The organism is Nocardia sp. NPDC049190, from assembly GCF_040648115.1.
In the GTDB taxonomy this organism is placed as follows: domain Bacteria; phylum Actinomycetota; class Actinomycetes; order Mycobacteriales; family Mycobacteriaceae; genus Nocardia.
The window spans coordinates 20,635-37,223 of record NZ_JBEZDE010000034.1; the positions used below are offsets into that span (position 1 = coordinate 20,635).

The 16,589-nt window shown below is 67.1% G+C and carries 13 protein-coding genes and 2 tRNA genes; 7 read left to right on the forward strand and 8 right to left on the reverse strand.

Annotation, left to right across the window (positions count from 1 at the left end; genetic code table 11):
- Positions 1-7: 7 nt before the first annotated feature.
- The 3 genes from AB0B25_RS24985 to argS form a co-directional block, all read right to left on the reverse strand.
- Entirely contained in the window at positions 8-1,363 is a 1,356-nt protein-coding gene (locus tag AB0B25_RS24985; RefSeq protein ID WP_357183939.1) for a homoserine dehydrogenase, read from the reverse strand.
- Positions 1,360-2,781, reverse strand: a complete 1,422-nt coding sequence (gene lysA, locus AB0B25_RS24990) for a diaminopimelate decarboxylase (protein ID WP_357183942.1) — start codon at positions 2,779-2,781, stop codon at positions 1,360-1,362. The genes AB0B25_RS24985 and lysA overlap by 4 nt, the downstream gene beginning before the upstream one ends.
- A gap of 127 nt (positions 2,782-2,908) precedes the next feature.
- Positions 2,909-4,567, reverse strand: a complete 1,659-nt coding sequence (gene argS / locus AB0B25_RS24995) for an arginine--tRNA ligase (protein WP_357183943.1) — start codon at positions 4,565-4,567, stop codon at positions 2,909-2,911.
- A 91-nt stretch (positions 4,568-4,658) separates the two neighbouring features.
- Between argS and AB0B25_RS25000 the strand changes: the two genes are divergently transcribed.
- From AB0B25_RS25000 to AB0B25_RS25015, 4 genes are all read left to right on the forward strand, one after another.
- Positions 4,659-5,582 (forward strand): DUF3105 domain-containing protein, encoded by a 924-nt coding sequence (locus AB0B25_RS25000; RefSeq protein WP_357183945.1) that lies wholly within the window; start codon positions 4,659-4,661, stop codon positions 5,580-5,582.
- Between the two features lie 20 nt (positions 5,583-5,602).
- Positions 5,603-6,310 carry a DUF305 domain-containing protein gene (locus AB0B25_RS25005; RefSeq protein ID WP_357184061.1) on the forward strand — a complete coding sequence of 236 codons (708 nt, stop codon included), beginning with the start codon at positions 5,603-5,605 and terminating at the stop codon, positions 6,308-6,310.
- A gap of 106 nt (positions 6,311-6,416) precedes the next feature.
- Positions 6,417-6,489, forward strand: a tRNA-Arg gene (locus AB0B25_RS25010).
- A 756-nt stretch (positions 6,490-7,245) separates the two neighbouring features.
- Complete coding sequence (locus tag AB0B25_RS25015) at positions 7,246-8,073, forward strand: hypothetical protein (RefSeq protein WP_357183947.1); 828 nt, start codon at positions 7,246-7,248, stop codon at positions 8,071-8,073.
- Positions 8,074-8,239: 166 nt separating this feature from the next.
- Here AB0B25_RS25015 and AB0B25_RS25020 read toward each other — a convergent pair whose 3' ends face one another.
- From AB0B25_RS25020 to AB0B25_RS25035, 4 genes are all read right to left on the reverse strand, one after another.
- A complete protein-coding gene (locus AB0B25_RS25020) occupies positions 8,240-8,875 on the reverse strand; it encodes a dihydrofolate reductase family protein (protein ID WP_357183949.1) in 636 nt (211 codons plus the stop codon).
- A 144-nt stretch (positions 8,876-9,019) separates the two neighbouring features.
- A complete protein-coding gene (locus AB0B25_RS25025; protein WP_357183952.1) occupies positions 9,020-10,255 on the reverse strand; it encodes a cytochrome P450 in 1,236 nt (411 codons plus the stop codon).
- Complete coding sequence (locus tag AB0B25_RS25030) at positions 10,255-12,009, reverse strand: non-ribosomal peptide synthetase (protein ID WP_357183955.1); 1,755 nt, start codon at positions 12,007-12,009, stop codon at positions 10,255-10,257. Before AB0B25_RS25030 ends, AB0B25_RS25025 begins: the two co-directional genes overlap by 1 nt.
- 397 nt (positions 12,010-12,406) lie before the next feature.
- A complete protein-coding gene (locus tag AB0B25_RS25035; protein ID WP_357183957.1) occupies positions 12,407-13,099 on the reverse strand; it encodes a hypothetical protein in 693 nt (230 codons plus the stop codon).
- Between the two features lie 665 nt (positions 13,100-13,764).
- On the opposite strand from AB0B25_RS25035, the gene AB0B25_RS25040 reads away from it, so the two are divergent.
- Positions 13,765-14,406, forward strand: a complete 642-nt coding sequence (locus tag AB0B25_RS25040) for a hypothetical protein (RefSeq protein ID WP_357183960.1) — start codon at positions 13,765-13,767, stop codon at positions 14,404-14,406.
- A 228-nt stretch (positions 14,407-14,634) separates the two neighbouring features.
- Here AB0B25_RS25040 and AB0B25_RS25045 read toward each other — a convergent pair.
- A tRNA-Cys gene (locus AB0B25_RS25045) sits at positions 14,635-14,706 on the reverse strand.
- A gap of 112 nt (positions 14,707-14,818) precedes the next feature.
- Between AB0B25_RS25045 and AB0B25_RS25050 the strand changes: the two genes are divergently transcribed.
- Both AB0B25_RS25050 and AB0B25_RS25055 read left to right on the forward strand, forming a co-directional pair.
- Positions 14,819-15,370 (forward strand): MarR family transcriptional regulator, encoded by a 552-nt coding sequence (locus tag AB0B25_RS25050; protein WP_357183963.1) that lies wholly within the window; start codon positions 14,819-14,821, stop codon positions 15,368-15,370.
- 125 nt (positions 15,371-15,495) lie between these two features.
- Positions 15,496-16,542, forward strand: a complete 1,047-nt coding sequence (locus AB0B25_RS25055) for an Hsp70 family protein (protein WP_357183966.1) — start codon at positions 15,496-15,498, stop codon at positions 16,540-16,542.
- The last annotated feature ends 47 nt before the right edge of the window (positions 16,543-16,589 follow it).

Genomic DNA, 16,589 nt, shown 5'->3' on the forward strand with positions numbered 1-16,589 from the left:
ACTGTGCTCATTCTTCGGTGCCTTCCAATCTCAGAACGCTGGTCACGGATGTGACGGATGCCATTTCCGCCAGAGCGGCCACGGTGTCCGCGAGCGCCGATTCCACGGCGTGGTGGGTCACCACGACCAGGCGCGCTCCCGTGCCGTGCCCTTCTTGACGGACGGTCGAGATGCTCACCTCGTGTTTGGCGAATTCGCCCGCTACCTTCGCCAGGACCCCAGGACGGTCCTCGACCTGCAGGTTCACGTGATAACGGGTGGGCGTATCGCCGATCGGCGCGATCGGTAGCTCAGCATAAACCGATTCGCCCGGCGCGCGGCCACCGTAGAACTTGTTGCGGGCTGCCATCACCAGATCGCCGAGCACCGCGGAGGCGGTCGGCGCGCCACCCGCGCCCTGCCCGTAGAACATCAGCCGTCCGGCGTTGTCCGCCTCGACGACGACCGCGTTGAAGGCGCCGTTCACCGCGGCCAGTGGGTGTTTACGCGGGATGAGGGCCGGGTAGACGCGCACCGAGATGCGCTCCTTGCCGCCGTCCTCCGGGCCCGGCTCGCCGGGACCCGCGTCGACACGCTCGCAGATCGCCAACAGCTTCACCGTGCAGTCCAGCGCCGAGGCGGTCTCCAAGTCCTCCGCGGAGATCTGCGAGATGCCCTCGCGGAACACGTCGGCTGCGGTGACCCGGGTATGGAACGCCAGCGATGCCAGGATCGCCGCCTTGGCCGCGGCGTCGTAGCCCTCCACGTCGGCTGTCGGATCGGCCTCCGCGTAACCGAGGCGGGTGGCCTCGGCCAGCGTGGCCGAGTAGTCGGCGCCGGTCTCGTCCATCGCGGAGAGGATGAAGTTGGTGGTGCCGTTGACGATGCCGACGACCCGGTTCACCCGGTCACCGGCCAGGGACTGGATCAGCGGGCGCACCACGGGAATGGCGCCCGCGACAGCGGCCTCGAAGTACAAGTCGGCCCTGCTGCGCTCGGCGGCCGCGGCGAGTTCGCCGGTGTAATCGGCGAGCAGCGCCTTGTTGGCGGTCACCACCGATTTGCCGGCGTTCAGCGCGGCCAGGATCAGCCGGCGCGGCGGATCGATGCCGCCGATCACCTCGACAACCAGGTCGACATCGTCGCGGGCGACGAGAGCATCCGCGTCGGTGGTCAACAGTTCCGCGGGGATGCCGCGGTCGGTGTCCAGGTTGCGCACCGCGACACCGCGCAGCACCACCGGGGCGCCCACGCGGGAACGTAGGTCCGCGGCGTGGTCACGCAGGATGCGCACCACCTCGGTGCCGACATTGCCCATACCGAGCACCGCGACGCCGATCGGACGATCGGCCCCCCAGACACCGTTCTTCGCGTTCACCGTCACGATTCCACCTCCAAGCTGAGCAAGTCCGCGACCGTCTCCCGGCGCAGGATGAGTCGCGGCCGACCGTCACGCACGGCGACCACGGCGGGACGGGTCAGCTGGTTGTATCGGCTGGACATCGAATAGCAGTACGCGCCGGTGGCCGCGACGGCGATCAAGTCGCCGGGACCGACATCAGCGGGCATCCAGGTATCGCGAATGACGATATCGCCACTCTCGCAGTGCTTTCCCACGACACGCGCGACCACCGGCGCGGCCTCCGATGACCGAGACACCAGCCGACAGTCGTAGTCCGCCTGATACAGCGCGGGACGGATATTGTCACTCATGCCGCCGTCGACACTCACGTAGCGCCGGCGCAGACCGCCGTCCAGCGACACGTCCTTGGTGGTACCCACCTCGTACAGCGTCACCGTTCCCGGTCCCGCGATGGCACGACCGGGCTCCACCGCGACTATCGGCTCCGGCAGACCCGCACGCCGCGCTTCCGCCGCGACCAGCTTGCGCAGTTTCGCGGCGAACTCGTCCAGCGGTGGCGGATTGTCCGATGGTAGATAGGAAATCCCGAGTCCGCCGCCGAGGTCCAGCGTGGCGATCCGCGCGGTCCGCTCGACGCCGAATTTGTCGATGGCCTCGCGCAGCAGGCCGAGCATACGGTGCGCGGCGATCTCGAAGCCGTCGATCTCGAAGATCTGCGAGCCGATGTGGCTGTGCAGACCGACCAGACGCAGGTTGTCGGCGTCGAATACGCGCGCGATCGCCTCCATCGCATCGCCGCCCGCGATCGAGAAGCCGAACTTCTGGTCCTCGTGTGCGGTCGAAATATATTCGTGTGTATGAGCCTCCACGCCGACCGTGACCCGGACCAGTACGTCCTGCACCACACCTGATCGACCGGCGATGGCTTCCAGGCGCTCGATCTCGATCAGCGAGTCGACCACGACGTGGCCGACACCGGCGGACACCGCGGATTCCAGTTCGGCTACCGATTTATTGTTGCCGTGCAAGGCGATTCGCTCAGCCGGAAAGCCCGCGTGCAACGCAACGGCGAGTTCTCCGCCGGAGCACACGTCGAGCGATAGGCCTTCATCGCGGATCCAGCGGGCGATCTCACCGCACAGGAAGGCCTTGGACGCGTAATGGACTCGCGTGTCGGCACCGAAGGCACGGACCATGTCGCGGCAGCGGGATCGAAAATCGTCCTCGTCGACCACGAACAGCGGCGTGCCGTACTCGGCGGCCAGGTCGGATACCGGCACCCCGGCGAGTCGGACCACGCCGTCGGCGGCGCGCGAGGCGTTGCGCGGCCACACATTCGCGGGTAGGTCGATCATCTGCTTCGAGTCGCTCGGACGCTCCGGCAGATTCGGCGCGTGTGGGATCTCGGCATGCCGAGGGCCGGCGGGGTGCGCGCTCATGCCCGCGCCTCGCTGACAGTCGGCTCCGGCACGACCACGCCGGGAGTCCGGTCCATGATTCGCTCGCTGCACTCGCGCACTAGCGCTTCCTTCCTCACACTGGTCGACCGAAACATCGTCGGCCCGTTCACATCCGCTCCGGCGCACTGACACCGAGCAGGCCGAGCCCATTGGCCAGGACCTGACGCGTGGCGTTGACCAGTACCAGCCGGGCGGCGTTCATCGGTGCGACGGGCTCTTCGCCCAGCGGAAGGACACGCAGATTCTTGTTGGTCTGGAATCGGTGGTAGGCGCCTGCCAGTTCCTCCAGGTAGCGGGCCACCCGGTGCGGCTCACGCAGGCTCGCGGCGCTGGCCACGACGCGCGGGTACTCGCCGAGGGTGCGGATCAGTTCGCCCTCCTCGTCGGCCGTCAACAGCGCGAGATCCGGCGTCACCGCGTCGTATTCGAACTCGGCGGCGTTGCGTGCGATGGACGCGGTGCGCGCGTGCGCGTATTGGACGTAGTAGACCGGATTCTCATTGCTCTGACTGGCCCACAGGTTCAGGTCGATGTCGATACTCGAGTTCACCGACGAGCGCACCAGCGAGTACCGGGCCGCGTCGACGCCGATCGCCTCGACCAGGTCGTCGAGCGTCACCACGGTGCCGGCGCGTTTGCTCATCTTGACCGCGACGCCGTCCCTCAGCAGGTTCACCATCTGCCCGATCAACACCTCGACGGTGTCCGGGTTGTCACCGAACGCCGCGGCGGCGGCCTTCAGCCTGCCGATGTAACCGTGGTGGTCGGCGCCGAGCATGTAGATGCACAGATCGAAGCCGCGCGCCCGCTTGTTCTGAAAGTAGGCGATGTCACCCGCGATGTAGGCGGCCTTGCCGTCGCTCTTGATGACCACCCGGTCCTGGTCGTCGCCGTACTCCGAACTGGCGATCCACCAGGCGCCGTCCTTCTCGTACAGGTCGCCGGAGTCCTTCAGCTTCGCCACGGCCTGCTCGACCGCGCCGGACGCGAACAGCGAGCTCTCGTTGAAGTACACGTCGAAGTCGGTGCCGAACTCGTGCAGCGACTTCTTGATGTGCCCGAACATCAGCTCGACGCCCTCGGCCCGGAACAGCTCGAGGCGCTGGGCCTCCGGCTCGCTGAGTACGTCGGGGTGGGCGGCCACGATCTGCTCGGCGATCTCGCCGATGTAGACGCCCGCGTACCCGTTCTCCGGGGTCGGCGCTCCTGTCGCGGCGGCGGCCAGCGAGGCGGCGAACCGATCGATCTGTGCGCCGTGATCGTTGAAGTAGTACTCGCGGACCACATCAGCGCCCTGCGCGACCAGGATCCGGCCGAGCGCGTCGCCTACCGCGGCCCAACGGGTGCCACCGAGGTGCACCGGACCGGTCGGGTTGGCCGAGACGAATTCCAGGTTGATCCGGGTGTCCCGCAGCGTCGCCGCGGTGCCGTACGCGGCGCCCGCGCCGAGCACCCGCTCGAGGATCGCGCCCTGCGCCGAGGCGGCCAGGCGGATGTTCAGGAAGCCGGGCCCGGCAACCTCGGCGGACGACACGCCATCGGCATCGGACAGCGCGTCGGCGAGCCAGGTCGCCAGCTCGCGCGGATTCACACCGGCGCGCTTGGCCACCTGCATCGCGACATTCGTGGCATAGTCGCCATGATCCGGGTTACGGGGACGCTCCACGGTGACCTCGCCGGGCAGAACCGCAGGGTCCAGTCCACGTTCGACAAGCACCTTCGCCGCGGTCGCGTGAAGGAGATCTGCAAGGTCAGCTGGAGTCACGAGTCTCTATCCTATGGTCTGAGCGGGTGTGCACCGTGAGTGGGCACTGCGCAGCCAGCGGATCCACCACGTCGAAAGAGCACAACGAGCGATGCCGAGCAGTCCCAGCGCCAAATCGGCCAAGGCGGCCAAGTCCGCAGCGAAGTTGTCGACTCCCCGCAAAACGGGCAGACAAGGGCAACTTCCGAAGAAAAGTCACCAGATCCCCTGGCTGGCCATCGGTGCGGCCGTAGCAATCATCGCATTGATCGGCGGGTTGGCTTACAACCTGGTCCCCCAGTACCGCGAGCATGCCGAACTCGACAAGTACACACCCAGCGCGGAGAAGAAGGACCCGTCGAGCGACATCGCGGGCGTGGTGAAGAAGGAGTACCCAGCGGGGCTGCACATCGGCCCGAACCAGCGGGTGGCCTACGACCAGGCACCGCCGTTCGGCGGCCCCCATGACCAGTCCTGGGCGACCTGCACCGGCGTGGTCTACGGCAAGCCGATCCGGGTGGAGAACGCGGTGCACTCGCTCGAGCACGGCGCGGTCTGGATCACCTACAACCCCGACAAGGTGAACGCCGACGGGATCGCGACGTTGAAGGCGAAGGTCGACGGCAAGCCGTACACGATGATGTCGCCCTACCCCGGCCAGGATTCCGCGGTGGCGCTGCAGGCGTGGGGCCACCAGCTGAAGTTGGACAGTCCCGACGACAAGCGAGTCGGGCAATTCATCACCGCGCTGCGGCTGAACTCGTACTCCTACCCCGAGGTCGGCGCCGACTGCTCGACCATCGCCTTCGACACCGACAACCCGCCGCCGTTCGACCCGACGCCGCCCGGACCCGACGCGGTGCCGATGGACGGCAAGGGCCTGCAGCCGGACGCGTCCGAACTCGGTGGCGGTATGCCCGGCGGTCTGCCGGGTGTGCCCGGCGTGCCCGGTCTTCCCGGCCTGCCCGGCCTGCCCGGGGCACCGGCGCCTGCGCAACCCGCGCCCCTCCCGCCCGCACCGGGCGCGGGACGCTAGTGCCGACCGAAACCGGAGCCGTGGAATCCGGCGAGTCCATACCCGGTCTCGCCGGACAGTTCCGCCGCCAGCGGACCGCGTTGTTGATCCTCGGCGCGATCGGCGCCATCCTCATCGGCTTCGCGGTCGGCGTGCTCGCGCGTATTCCGTTGAGCGACTCGCCCGGGCCGGATCCCGGCCCCGTCGACGTCGGCTTCAGCCAGGACATGTCGGCTCATCACGCCCAGGCGGTGGAGATGGCGGGCGTGGCACTGATCCGATCCACCGATAACGACGTACGCCGGCTCGCCTACGACATCCTCACCACTCAGCAGAGTCAGATCGGCCGTCTGCAGGGCTGGCTGCAGCTGTGGGGCAAACCCGCACAGAGCGTGGACGGGTACATGGGCTGGATGATCGAGCCCTCCGGCGGTCACGTCCATTCCGGCGCGAGCTCCCCCGACCACGAGATGTCCGGACCGATGACCGCCATGCCCGGCATGGCCACTCCCGCCGACCTGGCGGCGCTGCGCCAAGCCACCGGCCCCACCCTCGACACTCTGTTCCTGCAGCTGATGCTGCGCCACCATCAGGGCGGGCTCTCGATGATCGACTTCGCCGCCCGGCACGCCGAAACCACTGCGGTCACCGCCCTCGCCGAAACCATGGCCACGACCCAGCGCGGCGAATCCGACCTGATGACAAGGATGCTCACCGCGCGGGGCGCCACCCCCATCCCGGTTGGCTGAACCCGAAACCGCCCGGTTCAACGCACTTTTTGGCGGACGGCGACCGATGCGATAGGCTGACCCAGCCCGATCGGACCGCCATCCGGCCCCGACCGAGATCTATCCCGCCCTCGTAGCTCAGGGGATAGAGCGTCTGCCTCCGGAGCAGAAGGCCGCAGGTTCGAATCCTGCCGAGGGCACGCACGACAAAGGCCCCTGACCAGCTCGTTTATGGTCGGGGGCCTTTGTTGTGCGCAACCTCAGCTCGCGTCGATGACACGAGATGACACAACCTCGCCCAAAGTCCGCGCCCGCCTCGCGCAGGGCATCGTCCTGCGAATAGGTGTAGATCCTCGCCGTCACACGCGCAGCCGCGTGACCCCACCAGGCAGCGATCACTACAAGCGGCACCGTGCGCACGTGCATCACGGTCCCGCCGGTGTGACGAGCCCGACCGATGTGCACAGCGATGATCTTGCTGCTCTTGAAGTCGACGCCGCTCCAGCGCAATCCGCCCATCTCGACATGACACAGGCCCGGCAGAGCCAGGCACCGCAGGTGCCCGTCCCGATCCGTTTCGAGGCCGACGAGCAACTTGAATACTTCGGCCGGCGCTTACGACTTCGGCTCCCATTCATTCCCCCTCTCGATTTTGTCAAACGAGATACGTTGTGCGACAACAGCTCCCGTCCGATCGCGCAGTCGAGGATTATCGAGAACGTCTCGACGGTCCACTTCGACGACCGAGCAGCCCACGGACCCCGGACGTCGCTCTTCTCGGTCGTGCCGCCGTCCTTCTTCAGCGATGCCACGAGATCATCCAGATGCTTGCGCCCTGAACGACCGGCTGCGGTTGCGAGCGGTGCCCCAGCTGCATCGAGGTCCTCGCCCCCACCGACCCAGCCACGCGGACAGAAGACCGTCCCACGATTGGAGATGCAGGAGAATTCGGAGATGTGAGCCGCGACTTCTCGTATGGATTCGAGGTCGTCGTACGGGAACTGCAGCACCTCTCCGAGGAACTCGCGCAAACGGTCGCGGGTCGCATTCGAGAGGCCGGAAACGGACTCCGCACTGTGGCCACCGAGTCCGTCCGCGGGGATCTGCGGGGGGCTCACACAATATCCGGCATCGACATCGACACTGGAGCCAGCGTGTCCGTCGATCGACGCGCCGTGCTGAGCGTGCCCTTGGTCGGCAGCGACGGACGGCTGATCGGTGTGCATTTTCCGAGGGAGCCCAAGGAAATCACTCGGATGGCACGCTGGGCGTGGATGCGCGATCGAACCAGCGACCGAGAGTTCTATCTGCTCAAGCCCAAGCTCGAGGAAGCCGGATACGCACCGACGTCGACGTTCGACGATCCCCGACCCGCACCATGGACTGATCCGATATATATCCAAGCGCACGGCGGCACCATCTTCAACGTGCTGGTGGGCCCCGATTCAGAGAACCCCGCTTGGCGGATCCTCCGCGTGACGAACGCCAGGTTCAGCCGAAAAGTGGGCTCCGACGACGTGTTTCTCCAGGCCGTCGATGAAGCGAGATCAGAACACGCGCTACTGCTGCCGTGCGCTACGGCGGCGGGCCCTGCGGCGCGGACGATAGCCGACCATCTGCACAACGAGGTCGGCGTCAGCCTGACGGTACACGGATTCACCGGCAACACACTCGACAAGATGCGCGTCGATGAATCCGGTGGCACCTCACGGTTCGGGGTTTACGAGGTGCGTGACGCCGCTGGCACTCCAATCGACCCGGTCAAGAGCTATCCGCCTGGGTAGCCACCCCCGAACCTGCCCGAAGGCCGCTGGTTCGAATCCTGCGGAGGACACGCGACGGCCACCCACCCAAACATCTGGTAGGTGGCCTTTTCGTGCCGAGAGTCGAATCAGCCGAGTGACCGTGAATACCCCGCGAATCTCTGCCGGCACGGCCATACCCAACCGGTTACATCTCGCCGTGGCGAACCGGCCCGGCTGGTTCGTAGGTGCCGAGGACGATGCCGAGATCGGTCACGGTGAGGTCGACAGGGCGCATCGTCGCCGGGAGGACTCCGTCGTCGAACAAGCGGCGACCGGAGCCGAGCACCAGCGGAAACGTCATCAGGCGGAAGCGGTCGACGAGTTCGTGCCGCAACAGCGTCCGGAGCAGTTCGCCGCTTCCCCAGATCTGCAGTTCGTCGCCGGGTACCTCCTTCAGCGCCTGCACCGCCGCGGCCAGCACGCTGACACCGCTCGTCAGCAGACGAGCGGTGTCAGGGTGCTCGCCGCGCCACGTGGCATCGGCCTCGCTGAGCGAGTTGGACACGACATACTTGGGCAGCGAGTTGATCGCCGTGGCAATGGGGTTGTCGGGGTCGGTCTGATCAGGCCAGTAGCCGCGGAAGATATCGAACGTCCGGCGACCGAGCAAAAACGCGCTGGCGTGGCTGGTGAGTTCGGTGACGAACTCGCCGACGGCCTGATCCGCGAACGGAGCCTGCCAGCCGCCGTGGGTGAAGGCGTCGCTGGGATCTTCCTCGGGTCCGCCGGGGGCCTGCATCACGCCGTCGAGGGTCAGGAACGTCTGAACAGTGAGCTTCATGTGAATGTAGACGGAGCGGCGTATTCATCCTGATCGGTCGCGCGGGTCGCACGTCCTGCCGACAGGAGGCCGCAGGTTCGAATGCCGCCCAAGGGCAGGCACGGCTGGTCGGAGTCGTGCGGCGCGGCGATGACGTGCTGCTGGTCAGGTCGGTGTCGCCGCCGAGATCCGCGATCCAGGCCCCGGACTGACCGGCAAGCCCGTGAGAAAGCGGAAGTTGATGCTGTCCTCCCAGGTGAAATTCGTGTCCACGAGGGTCGATTCGGGGAACCGGGTCAGCAGACCGAGCAGCAGGATCTCGATCTCCCGCCTGGCCAAACCTCCGCCGAGACAGTAATGCGCACCGTGGCCGAGCGACAGCTGTTCGCGCGCGTCACGGGTCACGTCGAGGGTGTCGGGGTCGGCGAAAACCTCTGGGTCGCGGTTTCCGGAGCCCAGAACCAGCGTGACCGACGAGCCCGCCGGGATCGTCCGGCCGCCGACCTCGAGATCGATCGTGGCGACCCGGTTGGTGAACTGGATGGAGCTGTCCCAGCGCAGCAATTCCAGCACCGCGCCGGGAACCAATTCGGGCCGGGCGCGCAGCAGTTCCCACTGCTCGCGGTGCAGCATCAGCGCCCGCACCGCGTTGGCCGCGAAATGCGTCGTCGTCACCTGGCCCGCATCGATCAGCAGCAGAAAAGCCGCGTACATCTCGTCCTCGGTGAGGGTGGCTCCGGTCGCCATCGCTTCGGCCATGGCGCCGAGCAGGTCGTGCGCCGGACAGGCCCGCCTGCCTTCGATCTCGGTGTCGAACACCGCGCGTAGCCGCACCACCCGGTCGACTTCCCGCTCGGACTGCATGAAGAACTCGTGCAGCAGGCTCGTCCAGCCCGCCAGGAGGTTCGTGGCGTGCGCCGGGAGGCCGAGCATGCCCGCGATCACTCCGGACGACAGCGGCGCGGAGACGTCGGCGACCAGATCGAAGACCGGTTTCTCGGCCACGGCGTCCAGCAGCGTCGCGACTCGCTCCGCGATGTCGCCGTCGAGCCGGGCCACGAATCGGGGCGTGAAGGCCTTGCGGAATTGTCCGCGCAGCCGCGTATGCCGAGGTGGATCGTTGAACAGCATCATGTCCGACAGCGCTGCGACCAGCGGTCGCATCGACTTCTGCTTGTCGGCCGGAAGCTGGTCGAAGAATGGGGTGACGCGATCTTCGGACAGTCGCTCCTCTTTGGTCAACGCGACGATGTCGGCATGCCGCAGCACTACCCAGCTCTGCAGGGCATTGTCCCAGTAGACCGGTTCCGCTTCCCGCAGGCGCCGATACAGCGCGTACGGATCGGACCGAGCAGCGGGTTTGAACAGTCCGATCAACGACGAGCGCTGGGTGACGGCCATCAGGCGGACCGCTCGCGCTGGTCGTCGGTGACGAACGCGGCCAGCGTACGCACGGTGGGGTCCGCGTAGAACGCGCCGAGCGGGATGTCCACGCCGTACCCGTCGCGGATGTGCGCCATCAACCGGGTCACCAACAGCGAGTGGCCGCCCTTCTCGTAGAAGTCGTCCGACGGGCCGATGGCCGGTATGCCGAGCAGGGCGGCGACGAACACCGCGATGTCCTGCTCCACCGGATCGGCGGGCGGTGGCGCAACGGAGGAGACAGCCGATTCGTGTTCAGCGACCATCGATCGCAGCGCCGCGCGGTCGACTTTGCCGACCAACGACTCCGGCAGCATGGGCAGCGCGACGAGTCGCGGGACCATGTAGTCGGGCAGCGTCTGCCTGAGCAGACCGCGCAACTCGTCGAGGTCGATCTGCCCGTCACCCACCACGACGGCAACCAGGGCGGCGGTATCCGCCGCCGGGCCTTCGCCCTCGTCGAGGAACGCGGCCGCCTGACGAACGCCGGCGAGACCGAGCAGGCGGGCTTCGATCTCTTCCAGTTCGATCCGGAGTCCCCGCAGTTTCACCTGGTTGTCGGTACGGCCGAGGAATTCGAGCCCGCCGTCGGGCAGGCGTCGCACCGCGTCACCGGTGCGGTACACCCGCGCTCCGGGATCGCCAGGCGCCGAGACGAATCGCGCGGCGGTCAGGTCGGGTCGACCCAGATATCCGATCGCGACGCCGACTCCGCCGAGGTACAACTCCCCCGGCACACCGTCCGGGACCGGCCGAAGTTGCTCGTCCAACACCCATGTCGTGGCGTTCGGGATCGGGCCGCCGATCGGCACACGTTCCTCCAGGCTCGCGGTGACCTGCTGATAGGTGCTCCAGACCGAGCATTCGGTCGGGCCGTAGAGGTTGTAGAGGCGCACCTCTCGGCGCCAACGTTCGGCCAGCGACGGCGGGCACGCTTCACCGGCCGACCCGAGCAGCGTCAGGCGCGGATAGTCGCCCGGAGGCAGCTGGGCCAGCGCGGTCGGCACCAGAATCGCATGGCTGACCTGCTGTGCGCGGAGGAATTCCGCGAGCGGTTCGCCCGGCATGATCAAGTCCCGATCCGCACAGACAAGGGTTGAACCGTTGGCCAATGCCAACGTCAACTCGGCGATCGATGCGTCGAACGCCGACGACGCGAATTGCAGCACGCGATCGCCGGGTTGGGTGTCGAAGACAATCCGTTGTGCCGTCACCAGATTCGTCAAACCTCGGTGCGCGACCACGACACCTTTCGGCTGGCCGGTGGAACCAGAGGTGAAGATGACATACGCCGGGTCCTCCGGCCTGCGCGGGACGGTCGGCCCCGCGGACGCCGCATCCGCCTCGGCGAGATCTACCCGCAGCACCCCCGTGCCCTTCGGGACAATTCCCGCCGGCGGGTCGACGTCACAGATCACGACGCGGGGGGCGGTCTGCGTGGCGATGTCGGCGATCCGCACGTCCGGCGCGCGCGAATCGACCGGGACATAGACACCGCCCGCTCGCCACACCGCCAGGGCCGCCGCCGCCAGAAACCGCGGACTGCGCAGTAAGACCAGCACCCGGTCGCCCGGCGCGAGACCATCGGCGACCAGCCGGGCCGCCATGCCGCTGGTCAGCAGCTCCAGCTCCCGGTATGTCTGGGTCGTCGCACCGGTCGGCCCGGTGAAATCGACCGCCACGAGATCCGGTGCGATCGCGGCACGCTGGGCGAAAAGTTCAGCAAACCCCACGTGAGCACCCGCACGAACAAGGGCGTGGGCCCGTTGTGGCGCAGCGAGATACACATCATCGGACAAACTGGCGGTGATATCGACCATCGGAGCCGTCTTTCTATCTGGCCATCTGCTGGCAACCATCCTGCCGCCACCATGCCGTAATGCCTTCTCAACACTGGGGATCCGTGCGGGGGACCCAAACGCAACGCGCGATCGACCCGTTCATGGCGCATCCAAGGCAGGCCGCAGACCGATCGGCGGCCTCCGGCTACCAGCGATAGCCCTGCCGAGTGGCCGATGACCGGGACAAAGTGCCAGGCTCCCGCGGTCATGCGCTCCGCACAGAGCGAGTGTCGGGCAAATGCGAAAAGGCCCCGACCGGAGGTCGGGGCCTTAGTTGTCGGACTGTGGGTTACGAAAGGGGTTCGGTGGGTTTTTCGGTACCTGTCAGAACCCCGGCACTGGACAGGTAGGCGAAGGCGGCGGCGGTCAGGTCCGGGGAGAGGAAGTAGAGGTGAGCCTTGCTGACGGTTCCGGTTTCGGTGGCGTCACACAGGGCGTTGAGGGCATTGGGATCGACCGTGAGGCTGGTCAACTTGCCTGCCTCGTAGTCCATCTCCACCCACTTCGCGTGGATCGCCGCGCTCATGATGTTGCCGGTGAAGTCGGCGCGGTCGGCCGCGGCGCTCAGACTCATCTCGAGGCCGTCATCGAGGTCGGTCGGCGTGTGATGCCATTGACCGTATTCCCACCAACGCACGAAGGAGATGGGCCCGTCGGTGGTACGCGGACGGTACGCCGTCAGCTCCACCGAGCGCACCCACGCGGGCGCGGTCGCCAGCGGATCGTAGGCAGTGCCCGCGACCTTGTTGTCCTCGTCGGTACCGAACAGCAGCGCGCGGTCACCGGAATATCTGATCAGCGTGTACCAATTACCCTCGCGGTCGTCGTAGCTCAGCCGACCACCCACCACTGTGGCCGACTGCCCGATCCCCTCTCCGCTCCCGACGCGATAGTCCTCGTCGGCGTGGGTCGCGGAGGTGATCACGTCGAAGACGGTCATGCGCGCCCACAGCACCTCGGGATGCGGCAACTGAAATCCCATGCCCGGCAACGTATCACCGGCCCACCACCACGACAACCGGGCCGGCAACCAACCGGACAATACTTCCGGCAGTGGCGACCCACCCCGGCAAATCCATCTACTGCGCATCCATCAGGTCATCCGCGAAGAGATGCCAGGGAAGCAAATTCACAGTAATAGCTCATATCGCGGCCGCATCCGCGCGGCGACTCGGCTATCGACTTCGACCAGCGCCAGGATTCCCGGGCGCGTCGCGCGCGGCGTCGACGCGCGCACAGGCGGATCCGGACAGCCGTCAGCGAACCGGACACTGTCGCGCCGGCGGACCATACAGCGCCATCGTCGGCGGAGCAGCCGATCGGTCGAATTCCGGGGCGGTCGCCGCGCATGATGACGCCCGCACTATTCCCCTGCCACGGCCTCCGGGGCGCGGATCACAATCACATCCGGTCGTATCCCACCCAGCCGGGGCCGGGAGTCGGCATCCGGGGCCAGCAGGTGATCCATCAGTACCGGCACCAGACCGGGCGAGCGCCGATCTCGGTGCGCAAGCCGACCTGATTCAGCTGTCGATCTCCCACCGACCTGCGACGACACCCCGTCGTCGGTGTTTCGTTCGCGGCAACGCGGGCAAGCCAGTGCCGTAACGTTTCAGAGCTACCAGGGGGTAGACCGGAGGCGAAGCGATGACATATCCGCCGGGCGGGCAACCGCCACACGATCGACTCGACGCACAACAGCAGCCCCCCGACTATCCGTCACCCATGGGCCCCGGCTACCCGCCACAAGAGGGGTACCTACCCCACGGGTTCCCGCCGCCCGGTTATCCACCGCAGGGGCCACCCGGCGGACATCCACCGCATCCGCCGAAGAAGAGCAGGATCGGCGTGATCGTCGGATCGGCGGCGATCATGGCACTCGTCCTGTCCGGCGCGGTGATCGCCGGCGCCGTCCTGACCTCCCACGGTATCGGCCCGCTGGCCTCGGACGAGAAGAAAATCGAGGTGGCGATCCGCGACTTCTACGACATACTCGGCTCGGAAGGCTTCCGTGCCGCGGCGGAGCGGGCGTGTGCGGCCGACCACGCCGAGTTCGGCGCGATGACCGAGGCGCAGAAGCAGGAATTCGATACCGCGACCGTTTCGGTCACCATCGATAAGATCGAGGACATCGTTGTCATCGGCGACCGCGCGACCGCCGAGATCACCGGCAAGCTCACCGTCGTGATTCCCGGCGAACAGCCCGATATCGATACCAGCACCACCGAACACTTGAAGAAGGAAAACGGCAGGTGGAAGGTCTGCTCCGCGCAGCAGGGCCTGAACTGACCGAACCCGCCTGCGCATGGCTGCGGCCGACCGCCGCCGCAATGCACTCGATGTGTTCGGACGGTCGCGCTGAACATTCTCGGGCACAACCCGATTCGATATCGGCAAGGGATCGTGCGGTAGTCACGATCACCGACACTTCGGTGATCGTGACCCGCACCCGACCCGAACGGACGCGCCCTGACGTTCGCCATACCAGGTGTCACCGAACCCACCGGGTCGTTGTCGAGCGAGCGGCGGGAATCGAACCCGCGTAAACGGCTTTGCAGACCGCTGCCTCAACCACTCAGCCACGCCCGCCTCGCCAGTGATACTGCCCGTAGCGGCAGGCGCCACCCAGCCTTGCGCTCACCTTGATCCGAAGTCGCATCGCCTGTCCGCGACCCGCGCACCCGCATGGAATGATCGGGGAATGTCTCGGCCACGCCCACTTCCGCACGACCCGATCGAGGAGGCCCACCGTCAGTGGGTCGGCCACGGCTGGGGGGACGTCGCCGACGGAATGGCTGCGGTGACCTCCTTGGTGCGGGCCCAGCAAATCGTGATGGCGCGGGTCGACGAGGCATTGAAACCGACCGGGCTGACCTTCTCGCGGTACGAATTGCTCATGCTGCTCAACTTCAGCAAAACCGGCGCGCTGCCGATGGCGAAGGCCAGCGCACGGTTACAGGTACATCCCACCAGCGTGACCAACACCGTCGATCGCTTGCAGGCGGCGAAGCTGGTCGAGCGGGTCCCGCATCCCAGCGACCGGCGCGCGACGTTGATCGAGATCACCGACGCGGGAAGAGAATTGGTAGCGAAGGCGACCGAGGATTTGAATGCGAAGGTCTTCGCGCTGCCGGGCCTCGCACCGGACCGACTACACACTTTGCTGCAATTGCTCGCCGAATTCCGGCACGCCGCGGGCGACTTCGATACCGGTGCCGCAACGGCGCGCTGGGCGGCGATCAATACCGAGTGAAGTAACGGAACCGGTCGGTTGGATCCGCGCCCGGACCGACCTGCCGGCGCCGGTCTGGCATCCGACTAGCGAATTGCCGGCCCGCCATCTTGGCAGCGGGGGCGAAAGGGTCCACCATAGAGTCCATGGTGCTGGTCTTGGGGGTATCGGCGGGCGCTGCCGGCGCTCGTGCGATGCTCACGCATTCCGATCAGCCACACCTGCCCCCGATCGATCACTGTCAGGTGCCGCGACGCGCGGGCGGCGCCGTCGACGAGCCGGTCTTCGAGGCGATCCGTCGAATGAACGGAGCCGCCGACCGACGTGACGAACTGATCTCCGGGATGGCCGTGACCTGCCGGTGTCCCCTACACGCCGAGGCGATCCGCGCGAGCGCGGGCGGGCATCGGGTCACCATCATCGATGAGCCGCTCGCCCAGCTGCGCTATCTCCGCTTCACCGGGCAACTTCCGGACAGCGGCTCGGTGCTGCTCTACGACCTGGGCAGCTCCGGGCTGACCATCACGCACGCCAACTGCCGCACCGACACCATCCTGTCCACCAAGCGCAGCACGGTGCTCGGCGGCGACGGCTACGACACGCTGCTGCGCTGGCGTCTGGCCCGCCACGGCGTGCTCACGGACAAGCCGACCAGTCGGCACCACCGCGAGAAACTGAGCAGCGCACGGGTGGTCACGGCGATCGACGTCGGCTCCGGTGATCGCGCGGTGGTGACCCGCAGCGATCTCGCCGAATTGTGCGCGGCGGGCATCCACCACTCGGCGTCGTTCGTACGCCAGATGATCGAGGAGTCCGGGGTGCAGCCCGAGGCGATAGTGCTACTCGGCGGCTGCACCCGAAACCCGAGCATCCGCGAGGAGCTGGCCGCGATGGTCGAACTCCCGATCATCTACGACCCCGACCCGGACTACGTCTCGGCGCGCGGTGCGGTCCTGCTGGCCGCCGAACGGCCCAGCGGCGACGTCCGGATGTCCCGGGCCCGCTCCGGCGCCAGTGTCGTTCGTGCACCTGGCGACCGCCGCAAGCTCATCGCGGCAGTCGCGGTGACGGTCGCTCTCGGCGCCACCATCGCCGGACTGCTCGCCATGCAGAAGAACACGACACAGCCTCAGGACGGCCGCGCGCCCACCCAGGTCGAAATCGTCGCCCCGCCCGCCGGGCCGTTCGGATAGCCGCCAGCCGACCTCGAACGAACCGCCGGCGCAGACCGCTCGGTCGC

Bases quoted from the DNA above. Each gene is read 5' to 3' on its own strand.
- lysA (WP_357183942.1), bottom strand. From the start codon at position 2,781: ATGAGCGCGCACCCCGCCGGCCCTCGGCATGCCGAGATCCCACACGCG.
- AB0B25_RS25000 (WP_357183945.1), top strand. From the start codon at position 4,659: ATGCCGAGCAGTCCCAGCGCCAAATCGGCCAAGGCGGCCAAGTCCGCA.
- AB0B25_RS25020 (WP_357183949.1), bottom strand. From the start codon at position 8,875: ATGAAGCTCACTGTTCAGACGTTCCTGACCCTCGACGGCGTGATGCAG.
- AB0B25_RS25025 (WP_357183952.1), bottom strand. From the start codon at position 10,255: ATGGCCGTCACCCAGCGCTCGTCGTTGATCGGACTGTTCAAACCCGCT.
- AB0B25_RS25035 (WP_357183957.1), bottom strand. From the start codon at position 13,099: ATGGGATTTCAGTTGCCGCATCCCGAGGTGCTGTGGGCGCGCATGACC.
- AB0B25_RS25040 (WP_357183960.1), top strand. From the start codon at position 13,765: ATGACATATCCGCCGGGCGGGCAACCGCCACACGATCGACTCGACGCA.
- AB0B25_RS25050 (WP_357183963.1), top strand. From the start codon at position 14,819: ATGTCTCGGCCACGCCCACTTCCGCACGACCCGATCGAGGAGGCCCAC.
- AB0B25_RS25055 (WP_357183966.1), top strand. From the start codon at position 15,496: ATGGTGCTGGTCTTGGGGGTATCGGCGGGCGCTGCCGGCGCTCGTGCG.